Source organism: Streptomyces marispadix, assembly GCF_022524345.1.
GTDB lineage: Bacteria > Actinomycetota > Actinomycetes > Streptomycetales > Streptomycetaceae > Streptomyces > Streptomyces marispadix.
Genome location: NZ_JAKWJU010000002.1, coordinates 3651910 through 3677017 on the forward strand (window position 1 = coordinate 3651910; position 25108 = coordinate 3677017).

The following is a 25108-nucleotide window of genomic DNA, read 5'->3' on the forward strand; positions in this document are numbered from 1 at the left end:
ATGGGCACACGTCCGCCCGCCCGTGTGGAACGGGCGGGCGGACGGCGGCTCCCCCCGGGTGTGCCGCGTCGTGGGGCCCGATGTCGTGGAGCCCTGATGCAGAGCCCCGGTGCCGTGGAGCCCTGATGTTGCAGAACCCGGAGTCGTCGAGCCCCGGAGTCGTCGAGCCCAGAAGTCGTAAGGCGGGGGCCCGGGTCGGGCCGGGCCGGGCCGGGTCAGCCCTGTGTGGTCTCGCTGCTCTGGCTCTGGCCTTCGCCGCTGTCCTGGCTCTCGCCGCCGTTCTTCTCGCTCTTGCCGTCGTCCTGCGTCGCGCACCATGCACGGACCTTCTTCAGGCCCTCCTCGCGGTCCTTGAGGCGGACCTTCAGCGCGCGGCGGTCGTCGAGGCGGTCGTTGAGGAAGTCCGCGACGACCTCGTGTCCGGCCTTCTTCGCGTTGTCGATGCGCTTCTCCAGGCGGTCGAGGGACCCGCGCGTGCGTACGCCGCCGTCAAGGCGCTTCTGGAGCCTGTCGATGCGCTTGTCGATCTTCGGTGCCCGCTTGCACAGCACCTTCGCACCGTCGCCCTTCGGCGCGTGCTTCGCCAGCCTCTTGTGCTTGCCGTGCCCGCGCTTTCCGTGCCCGCGCCTGTCCTTGTGCTTCTGCGTCTGCGACTGGGCCTGTGTGGCCTCGGTGGACGACGCGGGGCTGAGGTCGCCGCCCGTGGTCGCGACCGCGGCTGCGGCGCCGCCCGTGGCGAGCAGCGCTGCGACGGTGGACAGGGCGACGACGGTGCTCTTCGTTTTCCTCACGGCGTTCTCCTCCTGGTCGGGACGGCACGAGTACGGATCGCCCGCGCGGCTTCCGGACGCTAGAGGCCCTCTTTGTGAATTCCTTGTGAGCCGGGGACGGTTGTGGATGTGCGGGCGTCCCTCGGAATCGGGGCCGTGGCCCGGGCGGGTGCCGGAGCCATGGGCGCCATGTCCCCGGCACCGGCTCCCGGGGCCGTGCCGATCAGCCAGTCGCGCTGCGCGGGCAGCCCTGGGTCCGGAACGGTCTCCTCGGGCGGCGCGAGCGGAACGCGTACCTCGACGCGGGTCCCTGGCAGCCCGTCCGGCCGGTCCCTGATCTCGACCGTGGCACGGTGCAGCGCCGCCTGCTGTGCCACGAGCGTGAGGCCCAGCCCCGAACCGCTGCTGTCCGGGCCGCGCTTGAACCGCTGGAAGACGGCGGCACGCTGCTCCTCCGGTATGCCCGGACCGTCGTCGTCGACCGTGAGCACCGCGACCGGACCCGCGGGCGAGGCGTAGGGCCGCACCGCGACCTCCACCGGCGCCAACGGGCCGCCACCGCCCGCCACTTGGGCGTGCCCGAGTCCGCCGCCTCCGGGCCCGTCACGGCCATGCGCGTCACGGCCATGCGCGTCACGTCCGTGTCCGTCATGTGCGCGGCCGCGTCCATGTGCGAGCGCGTTGCCGATGAGGTTGTCCAGCATCGAACGCAGGCCCGGCTCCCAGCCGTGCACCGTGAGCCCCGGCTCGGCCGCGGTCAGCCGCACCGCCGCGCTGCGGTCACGGCGCCGCGCGTCCGCGACCGCCGCCTCGGCGATCTCGCCCAGGTCGAGCGGCCCGAACGCGTCCGCCTCGACCAGGTCGCCCTGCCCCAACTCCCGCAGCATGACCAGCAGTCCCAGCAGCCGCGAGTGCTCGCGCCGCAGATCCTCCAGCACCTCGTCGCGGTCCTCGCCCGCCAACTCCGGGTGGGCGGAGAGGATTTCGAGGTTGGTCTGCATGCTCATCAGCGGCGTGCGCAGTTCGTGGGCCGCCGCCGAGGAGAAGGAACGGGCCGTGGCGAGCGCCTGCGCCGTGCGCGCGGCCTGCTCGTCATAGCGTGCCAGCACCGTACGCAGGGTCTCGGCGAGGTCGTCGACCTCGGTGATCCGGGTGGGGGTGTGCTCGAAACGCGACGTCGCCTGCGCGGCGCCCCCGCCCGTTTCCGTGCCCCCATCGGACCTCGAAGCCGTACTCGTCGCCGTAGCGGTCCCGGACCGCGGATCGAGTCCGCTCGTACGCTGCTGAAGCCGCCGCAGCGGCAGGCTCGCCCGCGATGCCGCCGCCCACGCCAGCAGCGCCGACACCGGCGCGGCGACGAGCGCGACCACGGTCACCCGCCGCCGTACGAAGGCGAGTTGGGCCCTGCCGGTGGTGTCCGGGGCGAACAGCCACAACGTCCCCTCGACGCCCGGCTGCTTGCCGTGCACCGGCACCGACAGCACACGCCAACTGTCCACCCTGCGCTTTCGCGGCATGCCCTCCGGGGCGCCCTTGCCGCGCTCGCGCACCGTGACGGGGCGCGGTGCGGACTCGGGCAGCGTCGTACGGGCGTCGGGCTGCGGTCCGCCTGAGAAGGTGCCGTACGGTCCGACGACGCGGATGCCGACGTCGAGTGCCGCCGCGTACAGCCGCCGCTCACGGACCTGTTCCGCACGCGGCCGGTCCGACGCGGTCACACGCAGCAGCCGGCGCGCGTCCTTCTTCACCACTGCCGCACGCTCGCGCAGATGCGCGTCCTGCTCGGCGTGCACGTCCTTCGCGACCAGTGCGAACAGCAGCCATCCGGCGGCGAGTACGAGCAGCGGCACGGTCAGCCCGACCGCCAGCGCGATGCGCGTGGAGAGCTTCATCCTCACGGCGCCGCCCTGCCTCTCACTTCTCCCTTCACTTCCCCTCGCCTCACTTCCTGCCGTCTCACTTCTCCTCGCGCAGTACGAAGCCGACGCCCCGCACGGTGTGCAGCAGCCGTGGACGGCCCCCGCTCTCGGTCTTGCGCCGCAGATAGCTGATGAACGTGTCGACGGCGTCGGTGCGTACCTCGAAGTCGTAGCCCCATACGCGTTCCAGTAGCTGGTCCCGGGTGAGGACGATGCCGGCGTTGCGGGCGAGTACGAGGAGCAGTTCGAACTCGCGGCGGGTGAGGGGCAGCGGCTCGCCGTCCCGGTGGGCCTCGCGGGTCGCGGGATTGATCACGAGTCCGCCGACGCGTATGGCTTCCGAGGCGCCCGGCGCGGGCGCGGGTACCGGGGCGGAGGCGGTCGGGGCGGCGTGGCCGGTCGGCGTACCGGGGTCGGCGGTCGCGGAGGGCGCGCGCCTGCGGCAGCAGCGCCTCCAGCCGCAGCACCAGCTCCTGCAACGCGAACGGCTTGACCAGGTAGTCGTCACCCCCGGCCTGTAGCCCGGCGATGCGGTCGGCGGTCTCGTCCAGCGCGGAGAGCATCAGCACGGGCACGTCGTCGCCGTCGTCGCGTATCGCCTGGCACACCTGGATGCCGTCGACGTCGGGCATCGAGATGTCGAGCACGACCACGTCGGCGGGCTGCTCCCGCATCAGGGACAGCGCACGGCGTCCGCCCTCGGCCAGTTCGACGGCGAACCCGTTCAGGCGGAGGCCGCGGCGAAGGGAGCGGCGGATCGCGGCGTCGTCGTCGACGACCAGTACCCGGCCGCGATCGCCGCCGCCGCTCCCGCCGCTGCCGCCGCCGGGCGCCCCGCCCGCGCTGCCTGCCCCGTACCCGCTCATCTCTACTCGCCTCCTGCCTCCTGCCCGCCGCTCGCCTGCCGGTCCGCTGCCGCCCACGTCGGCCGCCGTCCGGCGCCGGTCCGTGCAGTCTGGCGTGCGTACGTCGTGCCCGCGAGCCCCCGGCCGCCCCCGGCTCGCACACTCCCGGCACTCATCGCCGGTCGCCTCGTCGGTCGCCGTCCCGCCGTTGATCGACGTTTGCCGCACCACGATCGTGCGTACAACGGGTTTACTGGGGGCCACGGGACCCGTCGGCGGACTCGGCTAGCACCTCGGACGAGCGGCCTCGGGGACGTGACCCGGGGCGGCAGCACCACCGGCGGGCCTGCGGACCGGCGGACGGCGGCGGTGGCGGCCGACGACGACAGGCGGCGGAGGTTACGGGATGGCAGCAGGACCGCGCGTACTGGGCATCGTGCTGGCGGGCGGCGAGGGCAAGCGGCTGATGCCGCTCACGGCGGACCGCGCCAAGCCCGCGGTGCCCTTCGGCGGCGTGTACCGGCTGGTCGACTTCGTACTGTCGAACCTCGTCAACGGCGGGATCACCCGGATCTGCGTGCTCACCCAGTACAAGTCGCACTCCCTCGACCGGCATGTGTCGACCACCTGGCGGCTCACCGGTCTCCAGGGCGACTACGTCACCCCCGTCCCCGCCCAACAGCGCCTGGGGCCACGCTGGTTCCTCGGCAGCGCCGACGCGATCTACCAGTCGCTCAACCTCATCCACGACGAACAGCCCGACTACGTCGTGGTCTTCGGCGCCGACCACGTCTACCGCATGGACCCGCGCCAGATGCTCCGACAGCACATCTCGGGCGGCGCCGGCGTGACGGTCGCGGGCATCAAGGTGCCGCGGGATCAGGCGAGTTCGTTCGGCGTCATCAACACCGAACAGGGCGGCACACGCGTCAGCCAGTTCCTGGAGAAGCCCGAGGACCCGCCCGTGCTGGCCTCCGACCCCGACCGCGTCTTCGCCTCGATGGGCAACTACATCTTCTCCACCGACGTACTCCTCGACGCACTGCGCCGCGACGCCGACGACGAGGACTCCGTGCACGACATGGGCGGCAGCATCCTGCCGCTGCTCACCGAGCGCGGGCAGGCCCAGGTCTACGACTTCGACGAGAACGAGGTCCCGGGCGAGAGCGAACGCGACCACGGCTACTGGCGGGACGTGGGAACCCTCGACGCGTACTACGACGCGCACATGGACCTCATCTCACCCGAGCCCGTCTTCAATCTCTACAACCGCTCCTGGCCCATCTTCACCAACCAGGCGCAGCTTCCCCCGGCGAAGTTCGTGGCGGGCGGCATCGCGAGCGAGTCCATGGTCAGCACGGGCGCGATCATCGCGGGCCAGGTCACCGGCTCCGTGCTGGCCCCGGGGGTCGTCGTGGAGGAGGGCGCGGTGGTGCAGGGCGCGGTGCTGCTCCCCGGGGTACGGGTGGGACGCGGCGCGGTGGTGCGGCACTCGATCCTCGACAAGAACGTCGTCGTCCCCGAGAACGCGACGGTCGGCGTCAACAGCGAGCACGACGCGGAGTACTGCACCGTGTCGGAGGAGGGCGTCGTCGCGCTGGGGAAGGGGCAGCACGTGCGGCTGTGACGCCCGGAACGTGCGACTGGCCGCGGCGTCGTCCGCAGGCAGCGGCCACCCCCGCAGCCGTCGGCCACCCATGGAAATACAACCCCAACTTCCCTCGTACGAAAGCGAGTCGAGAGACGGCGCGGGCGCCACCCGGGACGGCGCTCACCTGTGAGGACCCCGGCACGTTACCTTCACCGACCCCCTTCACCGACGCCCTTTCACGCTGCACGCCCGCCGCTCTACAGTCGGTCAATTCCCGGTGGGTTACCGGGAGTTCTCGCAGCCCTCCCGTCTCCCGGTGTTCCAGGCTGCCTTCGCTCATTCGCTGGAGAACCCTTTGACTGAACTCCGTCGTCTCGGCATGCCCCGGCGTCCCTCCCGCCCGGTGCCGCAGAATCGCCGTAACAACCCTGCCGCTCAGGGAAGTTCGGGATTTCTCCGACGGGAGTTCATGAGGCCGGCGTATCGCACGGGGTCTTCCAGCGAGGCGCTCGCCGCGGCACGCCGCACACAGCTCCACAGGGGACTCGGCCTGGTGCTCGGCGTCTTCACGCTGTACGCGCTGGTCTCCTCCTTCGTACCGGAGTGGCTCGCCGCCCCCGTCGGCGGCGGCCTCCAGGTCGGCGAACTGGCCGCCGTGGCACAGGTGCTGGCCGTCGCCTTCGGTGTCTTCCGCCACGACCGGCATGCGCGACGGCACATCGAACCGCTCGCCCAGCGCGTCTCCACCCGCGAACCGGGCCGCTACGGCGAGCGGTTCACGGCACCGGCGGCCAAGCCCGCAACGGGGCTCGCCACGGCCACGCCGCCGGCCCGTCGCGCCGAACCGGCCGTGGACACGACCGCCGCCGAGCCCGCAGCAGCCGCATACGCCGCCTACGCCGCCGACCCCTCCGCATTCGCAGACGAGGCCGCGCCCACCTTCAACGCCTTCGACTCCTCAAGGGCGTTCGCCGGACGGACCCCCGGCACGCTCGGCTCGGTCCGTACTGCGAGGGCCACCTCATGAGCCAGCTCACCGACGAACGCGTCATCGCGATCTCCGTCTTCCTCGTCTTCCTCGCGGGCTCCCTCTTCCTGTCCATGCTGACGAGCCCCGACCTCCAGGACGGCGCCGACGACTTCTACGCCTGGCACAGCAGCCTCCCCGGCACCGGGAACCAGATCGCGCCGCCCTCGGCCATGCGCCAAGGCCTCGCCCTGACGGCCGACTTCCTCTCCGCGGCCGGTGTGCTCTACCTCTGCGGGGTCGTCGCCACGGCGAGCTACGACGGCGTGCTGCTCGTCGCGGCCACCGCCCTCTCACCGCTTCTGCTGAAGGTCTGGCTGGCCGAACGCCTCCCGGCCGGACCCGGCTGGTCCCTCGGCGACATACTCGCCCGCTACCTCACACCGGGCCCGGCCCGCCTGGCCGCCGGCGTAGCGACGCTCGTGGTCTCCCTGCCGCTGCTCGTCGCACAGCTCATCCCGATCGGCCAGATCACCGCCGCGCTGATGGGACTGCCCGAAGACCAGGGCGAGATGGCGGGCATCGCCCTCGTCGGCGTCCTGATCCTCTCCTGCGCGGCGATAGGGGGCGTACGCGGTTCCACGCTGCTCCAGATCGTCAAGACCGCCGTACTCGTGCTGATCGGGCCGCTGCTCGCCATGGCGGTGCTCGCCTCCTTCGACTGGGACTACGGAGCCGTGCTCGCCCGCGCCGCACAGGGCAGCGGCACCGGCGAGGGCTACCTCGCCCACGGCCACCTCTTCGGCACCGGCCTCACCGGCCGCCTCGACACCCTCAGCCTCGCCGTCACCCTGCTGCTGGGCACGGCGTTCCTGCCGCATCTGCTCATGCGCCTGTCCACGAGCCGTACGGCCGAGACCGCACGCCGCGCGGGCAGTTGGGCCGTCTCCACGATCTGCGTGCTGTGCGCCGCGGCAGTCGTCGTCGGCTACGGAATCCAGGCGCTCGTCGGCGCCGAGGGCCTGCGCGGGGCGGGCCCGCACGGCGGCGACAACCTGCTGCTGGTGGCCGCCGCCCTCAACGGAGGCGACCCCGGCAGCCCCGACAACCCCGGCACGCTGCTGACGTTCGTCTGCTGCACGGCGTTCCTCGCCGTACTGGCCTCCGCGTCGGTGCTGCTGCTGTCCGGCTCCGCCGCGATCGTCCACGACATGGGCCGCAGGCGGAACTCGCCCTCCGGGCAGAGCGTCACGCACCGGCCGCGGCAGGCGCGGCTCGCGATGACGGCGGTGGGCGCCGTCTGCATCAGCCTCGCCGTCCTCGGCCGCCACGCCGGCGCCCAGTTCTGGCTGACCGTCGCCTACACCGAGGCCGCAACGGTCGTGCTTCCCGCCCTCGCCTACAGCCTGCTGTGGCGGGACTTCACCGTCCGCGGGCTGCGCTGGTGCGTCTACGGGGGCACGCTCGTCGCGCTCACGCTGCTCGCCCTGTCACCGGCGGTCTCCGGCGGCCCGCACGCCCTCTGGCCCGACGCCGACTGGAACCTCGTACCGCTGCACTCCCCGGGCCTCATCACCGTCCCGGCGGCCTTCCTCCTCGGCTGGGCGGGCACCCGCCTCCCCACCCCGCTCCTCCAACGCCGATCGGCCGCCGAACCCCAGGCCGGACCCCAACAGGCCGCCGAGCACGAGGACTTGCTGGCGGGAAGCGGGAGCGGTCGCGCGCGCGGCAGCGCGAGCGGGCCCGGCAGCGGCGCCGGGACGCGGCGCGACTGAGGGGCACCGGCCCGGGGCCCCTCCGAGTCGAGCCTTTGACCTGGGCGGTGTTCTGCGGGACAGTAGCTGTATGACACCTGTAAGACAGAGCGACGAGTCCGGGACGGCGTCCGGGTCCTCGAAGTCCCCCAAGGGGTCCCAAGGGGGGCGTGCAGAGCGCCATCGCCGTTCCTCGTCTCAGGCCGCCCTCGGCCGCAGCAGGCTTGCGCAGGTCCGTCTCCGTACGGACGAACTCGAAGCGCTTCGTGACGTCATGCGCACTCTCAACATCGACTCCACGTCTGACGCCCTGCGGGAGGGCCTGCACCTTCTCGCTCGCGAGGCAGGCGAGGTACGGGCCGCCGAGGAGATCCGCGCCTTCTACGGCGACCGGTCCGCACCTCTCCCCGAGGGAGTCCTGCCGCCGACGGACGCCGAACTCGAAGAGGCAGACCGATCGGAGTGGTAGACGCGGGGACGGCGGCGGCAATGCGCGGCGAGGTCTGGGGATGTGCCCTGCCCCAGCCCCTCGGCCCGCATCCCGTGATCGTCCTGACCTCCGACAAGATCGCTGCACCGCTGGCCGCTGTCACCGTCGTCCTGATCACCGGCACATCGGGACCGGCCTCCACGCACATCCCCCTAGGCCCGGACGCCGGACTCACGAAGTACGAAGAGTCGTATGCCAATTGCGCCGACCTGCACACGGTCGCCAAGTCCCGGCTGCGCCGCAGGCTCGGACTGCTGGCACCCGGAGAACTGAGAGCGGTGGAGGCTGCGGTACGGCTGATCCTCGGCCTTCAGCACTGAGCCGCGGGGTCCGCTGAGCCGCTCCGGAGACCGCGCCCGGCCCGTAGCACCGGGGCTCTGACAGGTCCCTTTTCGCCCCTTCGTGCACATGTTGCACCGAAAATCCCCCCTGCATACGCTGCCTGAAGTGACCCCTGACGGAAGCGGTGACCCCGCGCCTCACAGCGCGTACGGGACCGGCGCGGCGCGAGACGGTGACGAGGGACCGCCGAGGGCCGCCCCTCCGGGACGTACCGGCGGGCCGCAGGCCGAGGAGCCCCACGCGCCATCCGAAGGGATTCCCCACGGAGCATCCGAAGGCCCACTCCTCACGGAGTCCGTACGTCTCGGCGACGGAGGATACGAGCACGTACGGACGCGGACCGTCTGGAACGGCCTGACCCCCGCCCGCTTTCCCGAGCTGATCGTGCGGCCCGCCTCCGAGCACGAGATCCCCGAAGTCCTCGCATACGCAAGGGAGAAGGGCCTGCGCGTATCGGTCCGCTCCGGCGGTCACAACTGGACCGGCGCCCCGCTCCGCGACGGCGCGCTCCTGCTCGACCTCTGCCGCCTGACGCGCTGCGACGTAGACCCCGACTCGTCCACCGCGACCGTCGGCCCGGCCGTCACGGGCGGCATGCTCGCCGCCGAACTGGCCCGCCACAGGCTGTCGTTCCCCACCGGGCACTGCCCGGACGTGGCCCTCGGCGGCTATCTGCTCGGCGGCGGACTCGGCTGGAACGGCCGCGAACTCGGCCCCGCCTGCCGCTACGTGGAGGAGATCCAGGCCGTCACGGCCGACGGCCGCACCCTCACATGCAGCGAGAGCGAGCACGCGGATCTCTTCTGGGCGTCCCGTGGCGCCGGACCCGGGCTCTTCGCCGTCGTCACACGCTTCCGGCTGCGCCTCCTCCCGCAGCCCGGCTCGATCATGACGGCGTCCCTCACCTTCCCCCTCACGGAAGCGGAACGCGCAGGAGCCTGGGCGCTGCGCACGGCGCGGGAGTCGCCGCCGAACGTCGAGTTCAGCCTCGTAGTGAAGGCGTCCGGGCCGCCCGCGGGCGCCACCGGTGCCACCGGCCCCCGGCTGAGGCTGGAGGCGAGCGTCTTCGCCGAGACGCGGAAGGCAGCGGCGGCAGCGCTCGCACCCGTGGACGCCTGCCCCTTCGCCGGACACGCCCTCGAACTCCGGCCCGTGGAGCCGACGTCGTTCAGAAGTCTCTACGAGGGCACGGGCGAGAGGTGGCCGTCCGAGCACCGCTACGTCGTGGACACCCTCTGGTCCACGGACTCCTACGAGACCCAACTCGCCCGCGCCACAAGACTGATCGCCCACGCCCCCTCGCAGCACTCCCTCGCGCTCGTCCCCTTCGAGCCCGTCACCCCCGACCCGGACGGCACGCGCCACGGGGACATGGCCTTCTCGGCGCTCGGCCGCTCCTACGCGGCCGTGTTCGCGGTATGGGACGAACCGGAGGCCGACGACGCGAACATCCGCTGGCTGCGTGAGGGCATGGACGTACTCGATCCGTACGGCACGGGCAGCCACTACGTGGGGGAGGCGGATCTGACGGCAGGGCGCTCGCGGTCCCGTCGTTCGTACGCCCCCGCCGACTGGGAGAGGCTCCGGCGCCTGAGGCGACGCTGGGACCCGGCGGGCCTCTTCCACGGCTACCTCACCCCCTGAGGCCCAAGCGGACCGCTGAGGCCAAAGCGGACCGCTGAGAGCCAAGCGGGCCGCTGAGAGCCAAGCGGGCCGCTGAGCCCCAGGCCGCGAGATCCGTTCCGGCGAACCCCCAACCCATGTTTCGGTCAGGCCCGAAAGAGGTGCAACAAGAGCGCCCGGCAGTGCACCCTCGACGACGGGCAGCGGTGCTCCGGACGTGGTCCGGGGAGGGCCGGAGCACCGCACCACCCGCGCGCCCGCGGGCCAGTTCGCGGTTACGCTCGTGAACCGGGAGGCGGTTCCACAGGACCCGTCCCCGCGCACGGACCGCGAGCCCGCAAGCCCACGAGCCCGCGAATCGCCCCGGCGGATCGGTGGTGTACGGCATGCCTGAACTGCCCGATGTCGAAGGCTTCCGCAAGGTCCTCGACTCCTGCGCCCGCAACCGCCGCATCGAGCACGTGGACGTGTACGACGCGGGCGTCCTCCACGACGTGGGCGAGCAGCGCTTCCGGTGTGAACTGGAAGGGCGCCGCTTCACCAGGCCCGAGCGCCACGGCAAATGGCTTCTCGCCCCCACCGGCGGTCCCACCGTCATGCTGCACTTCGGCATGACCGGCCAACTGCTGTGCTGCCGCCCCGAGGACGAGCGCCACGCGCACGACCGCGTCGCCTTCACCGTCGGCCGCGACCGCCAGCTCCGCTACCGCGACCAGCGCAAACTCAAGGGCCTCTGGCTCGCAGACGAGGCCGGGGTCGCCCGTACCCTCGACGCCCAGGGCCCGGACGCCGCCGCCGTCGGACGCGAGGACTTCGAGCCGCTGCTCCGCCGCCGCAGAGGCGCCGTCAAGTCGGCACTCACCGACCAGTCCGTCATCGCCGGCATCGGCAACCTCCTCGCCGACGAGATCCTCTGGCGCACCCGCCTTCATCCGTCCCGCCGCGCCGACCGCCTCACCGACGGCGAACTCGCGCGCCTGCACCGGGACATGCACTCCGTGCTGCGCTCCTCGATGCGCGCCGACCGCATACCGCCCCGCGACTCCTGGCTCACCGGCCACCGTGACGACCCCGACGGCACGTGCCCCCGCTGCGGTACGAGCCTCGAACACGGCCGTACGTCGGGCCGCAGCACGGTGTGGTGCCCGCACTGCCAGCCGAAGCAGCAGAGCTGACACCCGCCGTGCCCACCCGGGCGCACTCCGTACGCACTCACGCGCACCCCGCACGCACCCGCCCTGCCCCGGCATCCCCCCAGGTCAGGCGCCCTCTCCACCTCCGACTGGCCGACCCGTACAAGCTGCCGCAAACTGCCACAAGGGGGACGGACAGCAGAGCACGGCAACGACCCAGCAACAGCCCGTCAAGTGGGACGAACAGTGCCCGCGCGTGCCCGGAGGGACAGTTCATGAGTGGAAACAGGGCGGTCGCCTACATAGAACCCGGCGTCGTCGAGGTCCAGACGATCGACTATCCCGACCTGGAGGTGCACGACGGTCCCGGAGTGGACCCCCAGAACGTGGGCCGGGAGTGCCGTCACGGAGTGATCGTCAAGGTCCTCGCGAGCAACATCTGCGGCAGCGACCAGCACATGGTCCGCGGCCGCACCACCGCACCCTCGGACCTCGTACTCGGCCACGAGATCACCGGCGAGGTGATCGAGACCGGGCCGGACGTCGAATACATCCACACCGGAGACATCGTCTCCGTCCCCTTCAACATCGCCTGCGGACGCTGCCGCAACTGCAAGGAACGCAAGACCGGCATCTGCCTCAACGTCAATCCCGCCCGCCCCGGATCCGCCTACGGATACGTGGACATGGGCGGCTGGGTAGGCGGCCAGGCCGAATACGTGATGGTGCCCTACGCGGACTTCAACCTTCTGCGCTTCCGCGACCGCGACCAGGCCCTGGACAAGCTCCTCGACCTGACGATGCTCTCCGACATCTTCCCCACGGGCTATCACGGCTGCATCAGCGCGGGCGTCGGCCCCGGCAGCACCGTCTACATCGCGGGCGCGGGCCCCGTGGGCCTCGCCGCGGCGGCCTCGGCCCAGCTGCTGGGCGCCGCAGTCGTCATCGTCGGCGACCTCAACGACCAGCGCCTCGCCCAGGCCCGCAGCTTCGGCTGCGAGACGATCGACCTCAAGCGCGGTGCCCCCGGGGAGCAGATCGAGGACATCGTCGGCGAGCCCGAGGTCGACGCGGCGGTCGACGCCGTCGGCTTCGAGGCGAGGGGCCACGCCAAGGACGCGGGCGAGGCCCCGGCCAAGGTCCTCAACACCCTTATGGAGGTGGCCAGAGCAGGCGCTTCCCTTGGCATCCCCGGCCTCTACGTCACCGAGGACCCCGGCGGCGTCGACTCCGACGCGCAGACCGGCTCGCTGAAGATGCGCCTCGGCCTCGGCTGGGCGAAGAGCCACAGCTTCACCACGGGCCAGTGCCCCGTCATGCGCTACCACCGCCAACTGGCCATGGCGATCCTCCACGACCGCGTCCAGATCGCGAAGGCGGTCAACGCCCAGGTCATCTCCCTGGAGGACGCCCCGCGCGGCTACGCGGAGTTCGACAAGGGCGCCAGCCGCAAGTACGTGCTCAACCCGCACGGCGCGCTCGACCGCTTCAAGATGGCCGCGTAGTCCGCTTCCTGACGCCTCGTCCGGTCCGCACCACGGGGCCGCCGCGCCCGTGAACCGGACGGCTTCGGAGACGCGACAAAGGGCAGCTCCTGGCCCACGCTTGTGGGTCCAGGAGCTGCCCTTTGCGGCTTCAGCGGCTCAGAGGCCGATGGCGCCGATTACGCCACCCTCGCCGCCTTCGCCTTCGCCGGCGGTGTTCTCGGCGTCCTCGTTCTGGAGGCCGCAGAGCTGCTGGTTGGCGGCAGCGTCCGCGCGTCCACCGCCCAGGAGCGGGCCGTTGATGTTGACGAGGCCCACCTGCTCGACGCTGGAGTTGTCGTTGACGTTCTGAGTGCAGTGGATGTGGACGGGCCCGCGCGGTGCGTCGTCACCGTGGGCGGACGCGGTGCCGGCGCCGATCATGCCGACGCTGCCGACCATGGCCGCCACAATTGCGGCTTCGCGAAGCTTGGCCATTTCTTCTCCCCTTCCGAGAGGGCTTACCACGATCACTTACTGATCGTGAGTACACGGTCACAGACGGTATTCCTGAAGCGGTCGTACGGCCTTGCAACACGCCGCATCGCGCCGCTCGTCGAAGTCGTGCGGCCGCAGACGCAGTTCAGGGACCGAGTTGGAGAACCCGGTCCCTGAACTGCTCGATCGTTCAGCGCTGTTGATCGGTGTCTCCGATCAGAGGCCGATGCCGATGTCGCCGATGCTGCCGCCGTCGCCGCCTTCGGCGTCGCCGGCGGTGTTCTCGGCGTCCTCGTTGTCGAGGCCGCAGAGCTGCTGGTTGGCGCTGGCGTCGGCGTCGCCGCCGTTGAGGGCGTCGTTCACGTTCACGGTGCCGGTCTGGTTGACGACGGTGTTGTCGCCGGTGTCCTGCTCGCAGTTGATGCTGACGGACGGGGGCGTGGGCTCGTGGTGCTCGTCGCCGCACGCGGCCGCTGCACCGACGCCGACCATGCTGACGCTGCCGACCATGGCGACTACGGCAGCAGCTTCGCGAAGCTTGCGCATTTTCGTCTCCACTTTCATGAGGGGGGTGTGATGCGATCAGTGATCGCTTGACTGCACACTCGATTACAGAAGGTATCGACGCAGTACCTATTTGTCCTGTAACACGCCGCATCGCCCCACATGTCGAGGTGTGCCGTCCGTCAGATGTCAGGGGGCTGAGATCGATACCGCCCCGCGGAATCTGCGGGGATGTTCCGGCGGTCAGGCGCCGACGGTGATGCCGCCGATGACCCCGCCGGCGCCGCCGCCCGTCGGGGGCGTGGTGGTGCCGTCGGTGGGCGGAGCCGTGGGCGAGGTGTTCTCGGCGTTCTCGTTGTCGAGTCCGCAGAGCTGCTGGTTGGCGCGCTGGTCGGCGTCGCCGCCGCTGAGGAGGTCGTTGGCGTTGGCGAGCCCGCCCTCCTGGTTCGTGAGGGTGTTGTCGCCGGTGTCCTGCTCGCACTTGATGGAGGTGAGCGGCGGCTCGCCGTCTCCCTGGGCGACCGCGATGCCGGCGCCGATCATGCCGATGCTGCCGACAACGGCGACTGCGGCCGCAGCTTCGCGAAGCTTACGCATTTCATCTCCACTTCCAATGAGGGTTTGTGTGCGACGACTTACTCAAAGTGCACAGGGAGTGACAGATGGTATTCACGAGTCGGTCGCTATATGTCGAACAACACACGGTTCGGGTTGGTGTTTTCGCCTCTCGTTGCTGCTCCGCGGGACGCCCCGGCTTGCCCTATTGCGATTTCCGGCAGAAGCCGGATGGCCGTGATGCTGGGAAGTCGTGGACATGACTCGGGGACCGAGCCGTTGCCCGGTCCCCGAGTTCTTCTAGCCGTCAGTGCCGATCAGGCAGCGCCGCCGATGGTGATGCCGCCGATGACCCCGCCGTCGCCGCCGTCGGCCTCGCCGGCGGTGTTCTCGGCGTCCTCGTTGTCGAGGCCGCAGAGCTGCTGGTTGGCGCTGGCGTCGGCGTCTCCGCCGTTGAGGAGGCCGTTGACGTTGGCGGTGCCGCCCTCCTGGTTCGTGAGGGTGTTGTCGCCGGTGTCCTGGTCGCAGTCGATGCTCACGGGGGCCGACGGCGGCTCGCCGTGAGCGGCCGCGGCGCCCGCGCCGATCATGCCGACGCTGCCGACCATGGCGACTACGACTGCAGCTTCGCGAAGCTTGCGCATTTCATCTCCACTTTCTGAGGGCTTGACACGATCAGTTACTGATCGCATGTAGGCAGTCACCGACAGTATTCCCGAGAGCCCGGTCTTCCCGTGTAACACGCCGTGATGGGCGTGCCGGGCATCTGACGCAGTACGCGTTCGGTTCCGTCCGGCCGGTCTTCGAGGTCTCGGGGGAATGTGAACGAAAGGGGGTCGGCTCCGCGACGGAAGGCTGAGCCTCGCCGACGGGTGCGGGGAAGGTGGACGCCTCTCGACGGCGACGGCGTTCTGCGCGGTGAGCTGGCGTTTTGCCCGGGTGGCTTGTCGTCGGGCTGTCCGGGCAGGCGCGGAGCGCGTCCGCCGCCGTGCGCCTCGATGGAGGCGGACAACGCCGCGCGGTTGACGGGGAGTTGACTGCGGCCGGTCCGGTGCCGCCTTCGCCGTAGCTCTCTGCTGTGGTGACGCTCTGTGTCGGAACTAAGACGACGTGGCTGCTGCGAAGTCGCGTGTGCCGACGGTCCGTCGAGTTCGTCAGTTTCCGTACGGATCGCGTGGAGCCGGGACTTGGCGGACCTTGTCGACCTTGATGTAGGGGATGACGCCGTCGTTGACGGGATCTTTCTTCTTCTTGCCCGTGTAGGCGCCGGTGACCTCGATCCAGCTGTCGGGAGGCAGCGCGGTCGTCGGCGTATGACCCGTCAGGCCGATCTTCACCGGACGGGCGTCTGCGGCACAGCAGTTGAGGACCATGCGCGTCAGATACGGGGTGCCGCCGCGGTCGAGGGCCACGAAACCGGTGATCTTGATGCGGCGGTCGTCGAGGGCGCGTCCGTGGTCGTATGCCGCGCGGCTCGCGTAGTCGACGAGGTCGAGGCGTAGCGGATCGTCCGCGGGAAGCCTGGCGAACTCCCAGGTCGGCTGGAGGGCGGTGCCCGCGCGCATGGCGCTGTAGGAACCGGGCGCGGGCGGGGCGACCAGGATGAGCGCGAAGAAGGGGAGGACGAGGAGCCAGGAGACGCGGGGCTCGCGGTGGGGCTCGCCATGGCCGTGGGTGTGGACGTGGCCCTGCCCATGCCCCTGCCCCGGTCCCCGGTCGGTTTCGTGGCCTTGCCGCGCGGCGTTCTCCGCTACGGGGTCCGGTCGGCGGGCGCTGCGGGAGCCTCGTATCTCGTACCAGACCGTGGCGAGTGCCGCGGCGATCAGTACGAAGCCGGCAGCCAGAAGCAGCGGGCGCAACCCGGCCTTGACGTACCGCAGATAGAGGTCGGTGAAGCCCGCGCGCAGTACCGCGCCGCCGATGAGGAAGAGCACGACCGCCTGTGCCGTCCGGTTCACAGCAGCACCGCCCCCGTCAGCGCCGACACGACGACGGCCAGCGCGAACGTGGCCGGGGCGAAGCGCAGCGCGAAGCCCCGGCCGAACGTGGCGGTCTGCATCGCGAAGAGCTTCAGATCGATCATCGGCCCCACGACGAGGAACGCCAGTCGGGCGGTGAGCGAGAACTGGGTCAGCGAGGCGGCCACGAACGCGTCGGCCTCCGAGCAGATCGACAGCAGCACCGCGAGTACCGCCAGCGCGAGGACCGAGACCGCCGGATTGTCGGCGGCGGCACGCAGCCAACTCGCAGGCACGGCCGCCTTGAGCGTGGCCGCGGCCATCGCCCCGACGACGAGGAAGCCGCCCGCGTGCATGACGTCGTGCCGTACGGAATCCCAGAAGGCCGCACCCTTGCCGAGGCCCTCGGAGGACGGGTGGGCCGGTGGACGCAGCCAGTCGGCGCGGCCCAGCCGCTGCCACAGCCAGCCCATCGCGCACGCCACCACGAGGCTGGCCACGAAGCGGGCGAGCACCATCTCCGGCTGCCCCGGGAACGCGACGGCGGTGGCGGTCAGCACGATGGGGTTGATCGCGGGGGCGGAGAGCAGGAAGGCGAGGGCCGCCGCGGGCGTGACGCCCCTGCGTACGAGCGCACCGGCCACCGGCACGGACGCGCACTCGCATCCGGGGAGCGCCGCACCGGCCGCCCCCGCGACCGGTACCGCCAGCGCGGGCCTGCTGGGCAGCGCGCGTGCGAAGAACGACGGGGGCACGAACACCGCGATCACCGCGGAGAGCAGCACGCCGAGCACGAGGAACGGCAGGGCCTGCACGACGACCGCGACGAACACCGTCATCCAGTCCTGCACCCCGGGCGAGGACACCGCCCGGCGTATCGGCCCCTGCATGGCGACCACCGAGAGCAGCAACAGGATGAGCAGATGCGACGAGTTGAACCGCCGCTCCGTGGGCTCCTCCACCGGAGCGCCGCCCTCGCCGCTCCCCCCGGCGTCGCGGGGGCCGGACGCGGAGGAGGCTGCTCTGGTCGTCGTGGTCACGGCGCGCGGTACCTCCGGTACGGAAGGGGGCCCTTCCGGGACGGTTCTCCTCCAGCTCAGAGCCGGTTCCGGTCAGTCTGCTTCGCGGGTCGCCGCGGGTGAGGGGCGTTGTACGGATGTGATGAAAGCGGGGCGGGGTGCCCGGGTTCGGGCGGGTTCGGGCGGGAGCGGGAGCGGTCCGGCGGGGCCCGGGGGCAGTTGGCGGTGGACGGTCACTGGCCGGGAAGTGATCGGAGTTCGTCGCCCAGTTCGGGGGAGGTGATCTCATGTCCCCGGCCGAAGCTCTTGAAGACTGCGACGTTCTTGCTCTGTACGTACCTGTACGCATAAGAGACTTCGATCTGCCGGCATCGAGGGCAGAGGAGATTCGCCACGAACGGGGACAGGGGGACGGGCCCCTCCGGTCCCAGCAGGTAGAAGATCTCGTTGCCGACGGGACGGTCCCAGGAGAATGTCCGGCGTTCGAAGTCCGGGTGGTCGCCCATCGCATGGTCGGCGACGATGTCGAACGATCGTGACCTCGGCTGGTAGACGCAGGAGACGGTGAACAGCCATGGGACGTCCCTGAGGAACTGAGCCCGGTCCAGGACGCATTCAAGATGAGGTGCGCACTCGCTGACGCGCAGGGCGAACTCGGGCCCGCTCTTGGGCTTGTCGCCGTGGGCGGCCCGATTGCGCTCCTCTCTCAGGGCGTTGAGGTGTTCGACGACCCCCGGGGTGCCAGGCGTGCCTTGAAGGGCTCCCTGGAGTCCAGCCATCAGATCCGGGTGGGCAGTTGCCAAGGAGCGGAGGCCGTCCAGCCACGTCGTCCACGCTCCGAACATGGCGCCTCGTAGATAGGCCTTTCGGAGCTGGGACAAGTTGCGTCGACCGGACGCTTGCGAGTCATGCGGACCGTCCGACCGGGCTTCGCTCTGTTCGAGGAGCAGTGCCGCTGCGGTGACGGAGATCGTGACGGCGAGCGTTTCGGCTGCGTCGAGCAGTGCCTCGTACTGGTCTCTGGGAGTGTGGGCTTGTTGCAGCGTCCGGACGGCACGGGCGACGGGGTGCGGCAGGGTGCTCCTGGCCTGAGTCAGTAACTCGGCGTTCCACGTAGGCCGGTTGACGCTGTTGCCCCGGGACACTCCCTCTCGCGCGTTCGGTCCCGGGCGCTGATCCGGCCCCGTAGGAGGAGAGTCGGAGTTCGGTAAGACCCCGCGGGACGACGGTACGGATGCGATCACTTGTGGCTGTGGCTGTGGCTGTGACGAGGACGCGCGTTGCGCCGGATCCTCCGATTGCGGCTGCCGATCAGGCGGGTGGGTACGTGATGCCGTAACGGAACCGCTCGATTGTGCCGGGGACCCTGACGGGGCGGCCGGTTGGCTCCGGAGTGGCCGTTGCCGCCTGTGCCATCGCCAACGCCTGAGGAGCAGTCGGAGCCATGCGGGGACGACACCGAACGTGACGACCATCGTGACGATGGCGAGGAAGGTGTCCAGCCAGAGCGGCAGGGGGCTGGGCTCGGCGGGCGGAGTCGTGGGGATGGAGATCCCGGCGATCAGGCCCCATCCGATCGTGTGCCAGAACGCCCAATCACGGTAGAGGGGCGCGTCATACAGCCTGAAGACAGCGTTTCGCCGCTTGGGCAGCGGTGGCGGCGGGCCGGTTCGGTACGTTGCGTCATGCTGCATGCGCATATGGTGCCCGGCTGCGCCGACTGATGACTACGGTTGTATGTGGAATTGTTCTATATCGGTTGCGTAGCGGCACTACCCCTCACGCGAATTTCCACAGGCGGTGGACAACTATCCGCGTGCAGCCCCCTGTTGGGCGGTCGCCCCTCAGCGCCCCGGCCCAACTGCCCACGCACAGCCCGGATTCCGGCGCCTGCCGACGCCGTCGGGACGGAGAACTACGAAGGCCCCGGCCGGTCTCCCGGTCGGGGCCTTCGTTCAGCCCGGTGAGGCTGGGCGGAGGATACGAGATTCGAACTCGTGAGGGGTTGCCCCCAACACGCTTTCCAAGCGTGCGCCCTAGGCCACTAGGCGAATCCTCCGCCGCAAACACTACAAGACGCCGGGGCGTGCTTGCGAACTCGATCCCTCGTGCGGGCATCGGGTACTGTTGGGCGCAGCCCCTCACGTGGCGCTATCTCTCTGAACTCCCCCAGGGCCGGAAGGCAGCAAGGGTAGGAGGGCTCTGGCGGGTGCGTGAGGGGCGTTCGCGTTCCGTAGCGGCGGCGAGGCGGGCGATTCTCGGTGTGCCAGGGGATCGGCCGAGATCGTCGCGGGGCGTGTGTGACGGCCTCGTGCCGGAGCGGGGCCAGGGCGGCGCGGCTTGTCGGTCCGCACCTATATCGTCGGGGGTGTGTCGTCCCTCGCCCTGTACCGCCGGTATCGCCCCGAGACCTTCGCGGAGGTCATCGGGCAAGAGCACGTGACCGATCCGTTGCAGCAGGCCCTGCGCAACAACCGCGTCAATCACGCCTATCTCTTCAGCGGCCCCCGCGGCTGCGGCAAGACGACCAGTGCGCGCATCCTCGCGCGTTGTCTCAACTGCGAGCAGGGGCCTACGCCTTCGCCCTGCGGTGAGTGCCGCTCGTGCCGTGATCTCGCCCGTAACGGGCCCGGTTCGATCGATGTGATCGAGATCGACGCGGCGTCGCACGGCGGTGTGGACGACGCACGGGAGTTGAGGGAGAAGGCGTTCTTCGGGCCCGCGTCGAGCCGTTACAAGATCTATATCGTCGACGAGGCGCACATGGTCACGTCGGCGGGCTTCAACGCGCTGCTGAAGGTGGTCGAAGAGCCGCCTGAGCACCTGAAGTTCATCTTCGCGACGACCGAGCCGGAGAAGGTCATCGGGACGATCCGGTCGCGTACGCACCACTATCCGTTCCGGCTCGTGCCGCCGGGGACGCTGCGTGACCATCTGGCCGAGGTGTGTGAACGGGAGTCGATCGCCGTCGAGGAGGCCGTGCTGCCGCTGGCCGTACGTGCGGGGGCGGGCTCGGTGCGGGACGCGATGTCGGTGATGGACCAGTTGCTGGCGGGCGCGGGCGAGGACGGCGTGACGTACGCCATGGCCACGGCCCTGCTCGGCTACACCGACAGCGCGCTGCTGGACGAGGTCGTGGAGTCCTTCGCGACGGGGGACGGGGCGCGGGCGTTCGAGATCGTGGACCGGGTCGTAGAGGGCGGCCATGATCCGCGGCGGTTCGTGACCGATCTGCTGGAGCGGCTGCGGGATCTCGTGATCATCGCTGCCGTACCGGAGGCCGTGGAGAAGGGCCTGATCGACGCACCGGCCGACGTGGTCGAGGGGATGCGGGCGCAGGCCGCGGCGTTCGGGCCCGCGGAGTTGAGCCGTGCCGCGGACGTCGTCAACGACGGTCTTACGGAGATGCGGGGGGCGACGTCGCCGCGGCTTCAGCTTGAGTTGATCTGTGCGCGGGTGCTGCTGCCTGCCGCGTACGGGGACGAGCGGTCGGTGCAGGCGCGGCTGGACAGGCTGGAGCGGGGCGCGGCGTTCGCGGGGGGCGGTACGGCCGCACTGCCGACTGCCTCGGCGGGCCCGTCCGCCTCGGCGGCACCGTCCGCCTCGGCGGGGTCTGCGACGGCTGCGGCGCCTCCGGCACAGGCCGCCGCACCGGGCGCCCCTGAGCAGCCTCCAGCCCCTGGTCCGGCGCCGGCGGCCCCCCAGGCTCCGGCCGCTTCGGGCACTCCGGGCGCTCCTGCGGCTCCCGCCGCTCCCGCTGCTTCCGGCACTACCGATGGGGCTTCCGCCGAGTCCGCTTCCGCGTCGTCCGGGGGCGCTTCCGGCAGGCGGCCCGGTGCTTGGCCGACCGGGCCCGGAGCCGGAGCGGCCGGTGGCGGAGCGGACGATCAGGGCTCCGGTACGGAAAAGGCCGGGCCGGATGCGCAGGGCGAGGCGCCGGGCGGGCAGCAGGGCCGTACGCCCGGGGCGTGGCCGGGCAGTTCCGGCGCGGGTTCCGGCGCCGCTGCCGGTGGCGGCCGTGGCGCTCCCGGAGCGTCCGTGCCCGCGCCCACGGAGCGGGAGTCGGCGGCGGCGCCCGCGCCCGCCGGGCCCTCCGCGACCGCGCATCACGACGCGGAGTCCGCGCCCGCGCCCGCCGCCCAGGACCCGGCCCAGGGCGCCGCGCAGGTGCGGCAGATGTGGCCGCAGATCCTGGAGGCCGTGAAGAACAGGCGCCGCTTCACCTGGATTCTGCTGAGTCAGAACGCGCAGATCGTGGGCTTCGACGGTTCCACCCTCCAGCTCGGCTTCTCCAACCCGGGTGCGCGCGACAGCTTCGTGGGCGGCGGCAGCGAGGACGTACTGCTGGGGGCGCTGAACGACGCGCTGGGCGTGCAGTGGAAGATCGAGGCGATCGTCGATCCGTCCGGAGGCACGGGTGCGCGGGGTGCAGGCGGGCCGCCCGGGGGCGGGGCTCCCGGAGGCGGCTTCGGCGGCACGGGCGGACCGGGCGGACCGGGCGGACCGGGTCCCGGTGGCTCCGCCGGACCCTCCGCTTCTCCGGCATTCTCTTCGGCGTCCACCGCGTCATCGGCGGGCTCGACGCCGGGCGGTGCGGGTACGGGAGGCGGCGGTGCGCCCCCACAGGCCCGGGCCCGATCGCAGGCTTACGCACCCAACCAGGCCCAGGGAGCGGCGAGTACGGGCCCGCGGCAGGCGCTGGCCACGGCGCAGGCGGATGCGCGAGGGGCGGTGCGTGGCGACGGTTCGTATGGCGCCGCGACGGTCCCCGGGCCCTCGGGAGCGGTGCCGCCGGGCGCCCAGGCCGGGCACGCGCCCTCCCCGTACGACGGTGCGCTGGCGGACGACATGCCCGCCGAGGACGATCCCGATCTCGATGAATCGGCCCTGTCCGGCCATGACTTGATCATGCGTGAGCTGGGGGCCACGGTGATCGAGGAGTTCGAGCACGAGTGACCGGCGCCGTGTCCGTCGCGGGCGGGTCGCGGGCAGGATGAGAGCAGGCTCGGCGGCCTCGCCACGGAGCACGTAGGCTCGTCCACGAGCGCAGAAAGCACGCGCAGAAAGCACGATCGGAGAGCACGCACACGAAGCGTGCGCGAGACGCACGCAACGAGTGCGGGCAGCGAGTGCTCGACGAGCATGCACAGTGCGTACGCGCAGCGAGTACGCGCAGGACCAAGACGTCTACGAGCCAGGAGCCAAGTCGTGATTCCCGGTGGTGGGGGCCAGCCCGACATGCAGCAGTTGTTGCAGCAGGCCCAGAAGATGCAGCAGGACCTCGCCGAGGCCCAGCAGGAGCTGGCCGACACCTCCGTCGAGGGGTCCTCGGGAGGTGGCCTGGTCAAGGCGACCGTGAACGGTACGGGCGAACTCCAGGGCCTCGTCATCGATCCGAAGGCGGTGGACCCGGAGGACACGGAGACCCTCGCCGACCTCGTTCTCGCGGCGGTGCGGGACGCGGTGGGCAGCGCCGAGGAGCTCCAGCAGCAGAAGCTCGGTCCGCTCGCCCAGGGGCTCGGCGGCGGTGGCGGGATGCCGGGTCTGCCCTTCTGACGACGGCGACCGGCGACCCTGCCCGGCGCTCCGCGGCCGATGCCCGGCGCCCTGCGAAAGCCCTGCCCAAAGGAACGCCCGCGGGGTCCGGGCTCGTTCACGTCGTAAGAGCCGCAACGGAAGCCGTAACGAAGAGTCGTAACGAAAAGCCGTAACGGAAGCATTGACGAAAGAGGCGCACGTCGGCACCGCCGGTCCCCAGGCCGGAGGTCGGCGCGAGCCGTCAGCGAGCGAGCCACAGCGAGTAGCGAGTATCGAGTCGAGCCGCAGGCAGAACGGGAGAATCCGTGTACGAAGGCGTGGTTCAGGACCTCATCGACGAACTCGGCAGACTGCCGGGCGTGGGTCCCAAGAGCGCGCAGCGGATAGCCTTCCACGTCCTCCAGGCCGAGCCCGCCGACGTTCGACGCCTCGCGCACGCCCTGACCGAGGTGAAGGAGAAGGTCCGCTTCTGCGTGGTGTGCGGCAACGTCGCACAGGAGGAGAAGTGCCGCGTCTGCGCGGACACTCGCCGTGACGGCAGCGTCATCTGCGTGGTCGAGGAGCCCAAGGACGTGGTCGCGATCGAGCGGACGCGGGAGTTCCGTGGCCGGTACCACGTGCTGGGCGGCGCGATCAGCCCCATCGAGGGCGTAGGCCCCGACGATCTGCGTATTCGCGAGCTGATGGCACGGCTCGCGGACGGTGCCGTCACCGAGTTGATCCTCGCCACAGACCCCAATCTCGAAGGGGAGGCGACGGCCACGTACCTCGCGCGTATGGTCTCAAGCATGGGGCTGAAAGTGACGCGCCTGGCAAGCGGCCTCCCCGTCGGGGGAGACCTGGAGTACGCGGACGAGGTCACGCTGGGGCGGGCCTTCGAGGGAAGAAGGTTGCTGGATGTCTGAGGCCACACTGAATGCGATCAAGGACAATCCCGACGACTTCGCCGTCCAGATCTCCGACCAGATCGAGAGCTTCATCGTCTCCGTGACCGAGGTGGCGAAGGGCGACGACCCGGACAGCGCGATCCCCTACCTTCTGCTGGAGCTGTCCCAACTCCTGCTCGCCGGCGGCCGGTTGGGCGCACATGAGGACTTCGTTCCCGTCGACAGGTACGAGCCGGACACCGGGCCCGAGCCGGACGTGGACGAGATGCGGCTCAAGCTGGCCACGCTGCTCGACCCGGTGGACGTCTACTCCGAGGTCTTCGACCCGTACGAGCCGCGCACCGCTCCCGTCGCCTGCCGTATCTCCGACGCGCTCGCCGATGTGATCACCGATCTGCGCCACGGGATGGCGCACTACAGCGAGGGCAGGGTGAGCGAGGCCCTGTGGTGGTGGCAGTTCTCGTATCTGTCGAACTGGGGCCCGACGGCCTCGGCGGCGCTGCGCGCGCTCCAGTCGCTGGTGGCGCACGTACGTCTGGACACCCCGCTCGACGCGCTCGACGGGCTGGACACGGACAGCGAGGCCGACGAGGACGACAGCGCGCTGGAGAAGGAGGCAGGCGCGGTGATGGCCGCCGAGATCGGCGTACCGCTGGGCATGCAGCCGGACGGCCGCCGTAGCTGAGCGGAGTCAGGGCCTCCGTAGACCGAGAACGTCTCCCGACTCCGCGGAACCCACTGCGGCTGCTTGAACCCACTGCGGCTGTGGAACTCACTGTGACCGCGGAACCACCGCGACCGCGGAACCCACCGCGACCGGGGGCGCACCGCAAGCCCCCACCCGCCCTGCGAGTCCGGTGCCATCCCTCACAGTGCACCGCGGGCGATGAGTCTTCCCGCCGCCACCGGTCCCCACTGGCAGGACCGGTGAAGCGACGCGAGGGAGGCGACGAGATGGGCAAGCGGTTCACGGCCACACTGCGCAAGGGCCCCGACGTGGGCGGCTGGACGTATGTCGTCTGGCCGGACTCCGTCGAGTACTTCGGTACTCGCGGCCTGGTGAAGGTGCGGGGCACCATCGACGGCCATCCGTTCCGCAGCTCGTTCATGGCGCTGGGCGACGGCCGGCACAAGCTGCCCGTGAGGGCCGAGGTGCGCAGGGCGATCGGCAAGGAGGCGGGGGAGAGCGTGACCGTGCACCTGGAGGAGCGGATCCAAGGAGCCGGGGAGCAGGTGCCGGGAAGGGACTGAG

23 protein-coding genes, 1 tRNA gene, 1 other RNA gene and 1 pseudogene are annotated in these 25108 nt (G+C 70.9%); 15 read left to right on the top strand and 11 right to left on the bottom strand.

Translation table 11 applies throughout. From position 1 onward, the window contains the following. Window positions 1-215 precede the first annotated feature (215 nt). The 3 genes and pseudogenes from MMA15_RS15230 to MMA15_RS15240 all read right to left on the bottom strand — a co-directional run bounded on the left by MMA15_RS15230 (window position 216) and on the right by MMA15_RS15240 (window position 3555). Window positions 216-791 carry a hypothetical protein gene (locus MMA15_RS15230; RefSeq protein WP_241060298.1) on the bottom strand — a complete coding sequence of 192 codons (576 nt, stop codon included), beginning with the start codon at window positions 789-791 and terminating at the stop codon, window positions 216-218. Between the two features lie 59 nt (window positions 792-850). Continuing rightward, the gene (locus MMA15_RS15235; protein WP_241063208.1) at window positions 851-2662 is read right to left on the bottom strand and encodes a sensor histidine kinase; all 1812 of its coding nucleotides are present in this window, start codon (window positions 2660-2662) and stop codon (window positions 851-853) included. Between the two features lie 64 nt (window positions 2663-2726). Then, a pseudogene (locus MMA15_RS15240) lies at window positions 2727-3555 on the bottom strand (response regulator transcription factor). 385 nt (window positions 3556-3940) lie between these two features. On the opposite strand from MMA15_RS15240, the gene glgC reads away from it, so the two are divergent. The 8 genes from glgC (at window position 3941) to fdhA (ending at window position 12939) form a co-directional block, all read left to right on the top strand. Then, window positions 3941-5161 (top strand): glucose-1-phosphate adenylyltransferase, encoded by a 1221-nt coding sequence (gene glgC / locus MMA15_RS15245; protein ID WP_241060300.1) that lies wholly within the window; start codon window positions 3941-3943, stop codon window positions 5159-5161. A gap of 433 nt (window positions 5162-5594) precedes the next feature. Further along, entirely contained in the window at window positions 5595-6152 is a 558-nt protein-coding gene (locus MMA15_RS15250; protein ID WP_241060302.1) for a DUF485 domain-containing protein, read from the top strand. Then, window positions 6149-7867 carry a sodium:solute symporter family transporter gene (locus tag MMA15_RS15255; protein ID WP_241060303.1) on the top strand — a complete coding sequence of 573 codons (1719 nt, stop codon included), beginning with the start codon at window positions 6149-6151 and terminating at the stop codon, window positions 7865-7867. The genes MMA15_RS15250 and MMA15_RS15255 overlap by 4 nt, the downstream gene beginning before the upstream one ends. A gap of 70 nt (window positions 7868-7937) precedes the next feature. Further along, on the top strand, window positions 7938-8315 hold the full coding sequence (locus MMA15_RS15260; protein ID WP_241060304.1) for a hypothetical protein: 378 nt from the start codon (window positions 7938-7940) through the stop codon (window positions 8313-8315). A gap of 20 nt (window positions 8316-8335) precedes the next feature. Then, window positions 8336-8656, top strand: coding sequence for a type II toxin-antitoxin system PemK/MazF family toxin (locus MMA15_RS15265; protein ID WP_241060305.1), 321 nt, complete (start codon window positions 8336-8338; stop codon window positions 8654-8656). 127 nt (window positions 8657-8783) lie between these two features. After that, entirely contained in the window at window positions 8784-10322 is a 1539-nt protein-coding gene (locus MMA15_RS15270) for an FAD-binding oxidoreductase (protein WP_241060306.1), read from the top strand. Between the two features lie 365 nt (window positions 10323-10687). Beyond that, on the top strand, window positions 10688-11476 hold the full coding sequence (locus tag MMA15_RS15275) for an Fpg/Nei family DNA glycosylase (RefSeq protein ID WP_241060307.1): 789 nt from the start codon (window positions 10688-10690) through the stop codon (window positions 11474-11476). Window positions 11477-11709: 233 nt separating this feature from the next. Then, window positions 11710-12939: a formaldehyde dehydrogenase, glutathione-independent gene (fdhA, locus tag MMA15_RS15280; protein ID WP_241060308.1), complete on the top strand. Its 1230-nt coding sequence runs from the start codon at window positions 11710-11712 to the stop codon at window positions 12937-12939. 138 nt (window positions 12940-13077) lie between these two features. Here the strand turns inward: fdhA and MMA15_RS15285 are convergent, their stop codons facing one another. From MMA15_RS15285 to MMA15_RS15315, 7 genes are all read right to left on the bottom strand, one after another. Then, window positions 13078-13395: a hypothetical protein gene (locus MMA15_RS15285; RefSeq protein WP_241060309.1), complete on the bottom strand. Its 318-nt coding sequence runs from the start codon at window positions 13393-13395 to the stop codon at window positions 13078-13080. 216 nt (window positions 13396-13611) lie between these two features. Beyond that, complete coding sequence (locus tag MMA15_RS15290) at window positions 13612-13941, bottom strand: hypothetical protein (protein ID WP_241060310.1); 330 nt, start codon at window positions 13939-13941, stop codon at window positions 13612-13614. 201 nt (window positions 13942-14142) lie between these two features. After that, window positions 14143-14496 carry a hypothetical protein gene (locus MMA15_RS15295; protein ID WP_241060312.1) on the bottom strand — a complete coding sequence of 118 codons (354 nt, stop codon included), beginning with the start codon at window positions 14494-14496 and terminating at the stop codon, window positions 14143-14145. Between the two features lie 275 nt (window positions 14497-14771). Further along, a complete protein-coding gene (locus MMA15_RS15300; protein WP_241060314.1) occupies window positions 14772-15098 on the bottom strand; it encodes a hypothetical protein in 327 nt (108 codons plus the stop codon). Window positions 15099-15608: 510 nt separating this feature from the next. Continuing rightward, window positions 15609-16412: a TIGR03943 family putative permease subunit gene (locus MMA15_RS15305; RefSeq protein WP_241060316.1), complete on the bottom strand. Its 804-nt coding sequence runs from the start codon at window positions 16410-16412 to the stop codon at window positions 15609-15611. Continuing rightward, window positions 16409-17452 (bottom strand): permease, encoded by a 1044-nt coding sequence (locus MMA15_RS15310; protein WP_372498246.1) that lies wholly within the window; start codon window positions 17450-17452, stop codon window positions 16409-16411. The genes MMA15_RS15305 and MMA15_RS15310 overlap by 4 nt, the downstream gene beginning before the upstream one ends. Window positions 17453-17664: 212 nt before the next feature. Beyond that, entirely contained in the window at window positions 17665-18210 is a 546-nt protein-coding gene (locus MMA15_RS15315) for a hypothetical protein (protein WP_241060318.1), read from the bottom strand. 685 nt (window positions 18211-18895) lie between these two features. On the opposite strand from MMA15_RS15315, the gene MMA15_RS15320 reads away from it, so the two are divergent. After that, complete coding sequence (locus MMA15_RS15320) at window positions 18896-19036, top strand: hypothetical protein (RefSeq protein ID WP_241060320.1); 141 nt, start codon at window positions 18896-18898, stop codon at window positions 19034-19036. Between the two features lie 369 nt (window positions 19037-19405). On the opposite strand, the gene MMA15_RS15325 is transcribed toward MMA15_RS15320, so the two are convergent. Continuing rightward, a tRNA-Ser gene (locus tag MMA15_RS15325) sits at window positions 19406-19490 on the bottom strand. A gap of 73 nt (window positions 19491-19563) precedes the next feature. Here MMA15_RS15325 and ffs point away from each other — a divergent pair. From ffs to MMA15_RS15355, 6 genes are all read left to right on the top strand, one after another. Continuing rightward, window positions 19564-19662, top strand: an RNA gene (gene ffs, locus MMA15_RS15330) — signal recognition particle sRNA small type. Window positions 19663-19801: 139 nt separating this feature from the next. Next, window positions 19802-22387 carry a DNA polymerase III subunit gamma and tau gene (locus tag MMA15_RS15335; protein ID WP_241060322.1) on the top strand — a complete coding sequence of 862 codons (2586 nt, stop codon included), beginning with the start codon at window positions 19802-19804 and terminating at the stop codon, window positions 22385-22387. A 252-nt stretch (window positions 22388-22639) separates the two neighbouring features. Then, window positions 22640-22987 (top strand): YbaB/EbfC family nucleoid-associated protein, encoded by a 348-nt coding sequence (locus tag MMA15_RS15340; RefSeq protein ID WP_241060323.1) that lies wholly within the window; start codon window positions 22640-22642, stop codon window positions 22985-22987. Window positions 22988-23274: 287 nt separating this feature from the next. Then, window positions 23275-23874: a recombination mediator RecR gene (gene recR / locus MMA15_RS15345; RefSeq protein WP_241060325.1), complete on the top strand. Its 600-nt coding sequence runs from the start codon at window positions 23275-23277 to the stop codon at window positions 23872-23874. Then, entirely contained in the window at window positions 23867-24541 is a 675-nt protein-coding gene (locus MMA15_RS15350) for a DUF5063 domain-containing protein (protein WP_241060327.1), read from the top strand. The genes recR and MMA15_RS15350 overlap by 8 nt, the downstream gene beginning before the upstream one ends. A gap of 269 nt (window positions 24542-24810) precedes the next feature. Next, a complete protein-coding gene (locus MMA15_RS15355; protein WP_241063210.1) occupies window positions 24811-25107 on the top strand; it encodes a DUF1905 domain-containing protein in 297 nt (98 codons plus the stop codon). Window position 25108 lies beyond the last annotated feature (1 nt).

Coding starts and splice junctions, on each gene's coding strand:
- MMA15_RS15275 (WP_241060307.1), top strand. CDS start 10,688: ATGCCTGAACTGCCCGATGTCGAAGGCTTCCGCAAGGTCCTCGACTCC.
- MMA15_RS15255 (WP_241060303.1), top strand. CDS start 6,149: ATGAGCCAGCTCACCGACGAACGCGTCATCGCGATCTCCGTCTTCCTC.
- MMA15_RS15250 (WP_241060302.1), top strand. CDS start 5,595: ATGAGGCCGGCGTATCGCACGGGGTCTTCCAGCGAGGCGCTCGCCGCG.
- MMA15_RS15300 (WP_241060314.1), bottom strand. CDS start 15,098: ATGCGCAAGCTTCGCGAAGCTGCAGTCGTAGTCGCCATGGTCGGCAGC.
- glgC (WP_241060300.1), top strand. CDS start 3,941: ATGGCAGCAGGACCGCGCGTACTGGGCATCGTGCTGGCGGGCGGCGAG.
- MMA15_RS15285 (WP_241060309.1), bottom strand. CDS start 13,395: ATGGCCAAGCTTCGCGAAGCCGCAATTGTGGCGGCCATGGTCGGCAGC.
- MMA15_RS15235 (WP_241063208.1), bottom strand. CDS start 2,662: ATGAAGCTCTCCACGCGCATCGCGCTGGCGGTCGGGCTGACCGTGCCG.
- MMA15_RS15290 (WP_241060310.1), bottom strand. CDS start 13,941: ATGCGCAAGCTTCGCGAAGCTGCTGCCGTAGTCGCCATGGTCGGCAGC.
- MMA15_RS15350 (WP_241060327.1), top strand. CDS start 23,867: ATGTCTGAGGCCACACTGAATGCGATCAAGGACAATCCCGACGACTTC.
- MMA15_RS15315 (WP_241060318.1), bottom strand. CDS start 18,210: ATGGCTGGACTCCAGGGAGCCCTTCAAGGCACGCCTGGCACCCCGGGG.
- MMA15_RS15260 (WP_241060304.1), top strand. CDS start 7,938: ATGACACCTGTAAGACAGAGCGACGAGTCCGGGACGGCGTCCGGGTCC.
- MMA15_RS15295 (WP_241060312.1), bottom strand. CDS start 14,496: ATGCGTAAGCTTCGCGAAGCTGCGGCCGCAGTCGCCGTTGTCGGCAGC.
- MMA15_RS15265 (WP_241060305.1), top strand. CDS start 8,336: ATGCGCGGCGAGGTCTGGGGATGTGCCCTGCCCCAGCCCCTCGGCCCG.
- fdhA (WP_241060308.1), top strand. CDS start 11,710: ATGAGTGGAAACAGGGCGGTCGCCTACATAGAACCCGGCGTCGTCGAG.
- MMA15_RS15355 (WP_241063210.1), top strand. CDS start 24,811: ATGGGCAAGCGGTTCACGGCCACACTGCGCAAGGGCCCCGACGTGGGC.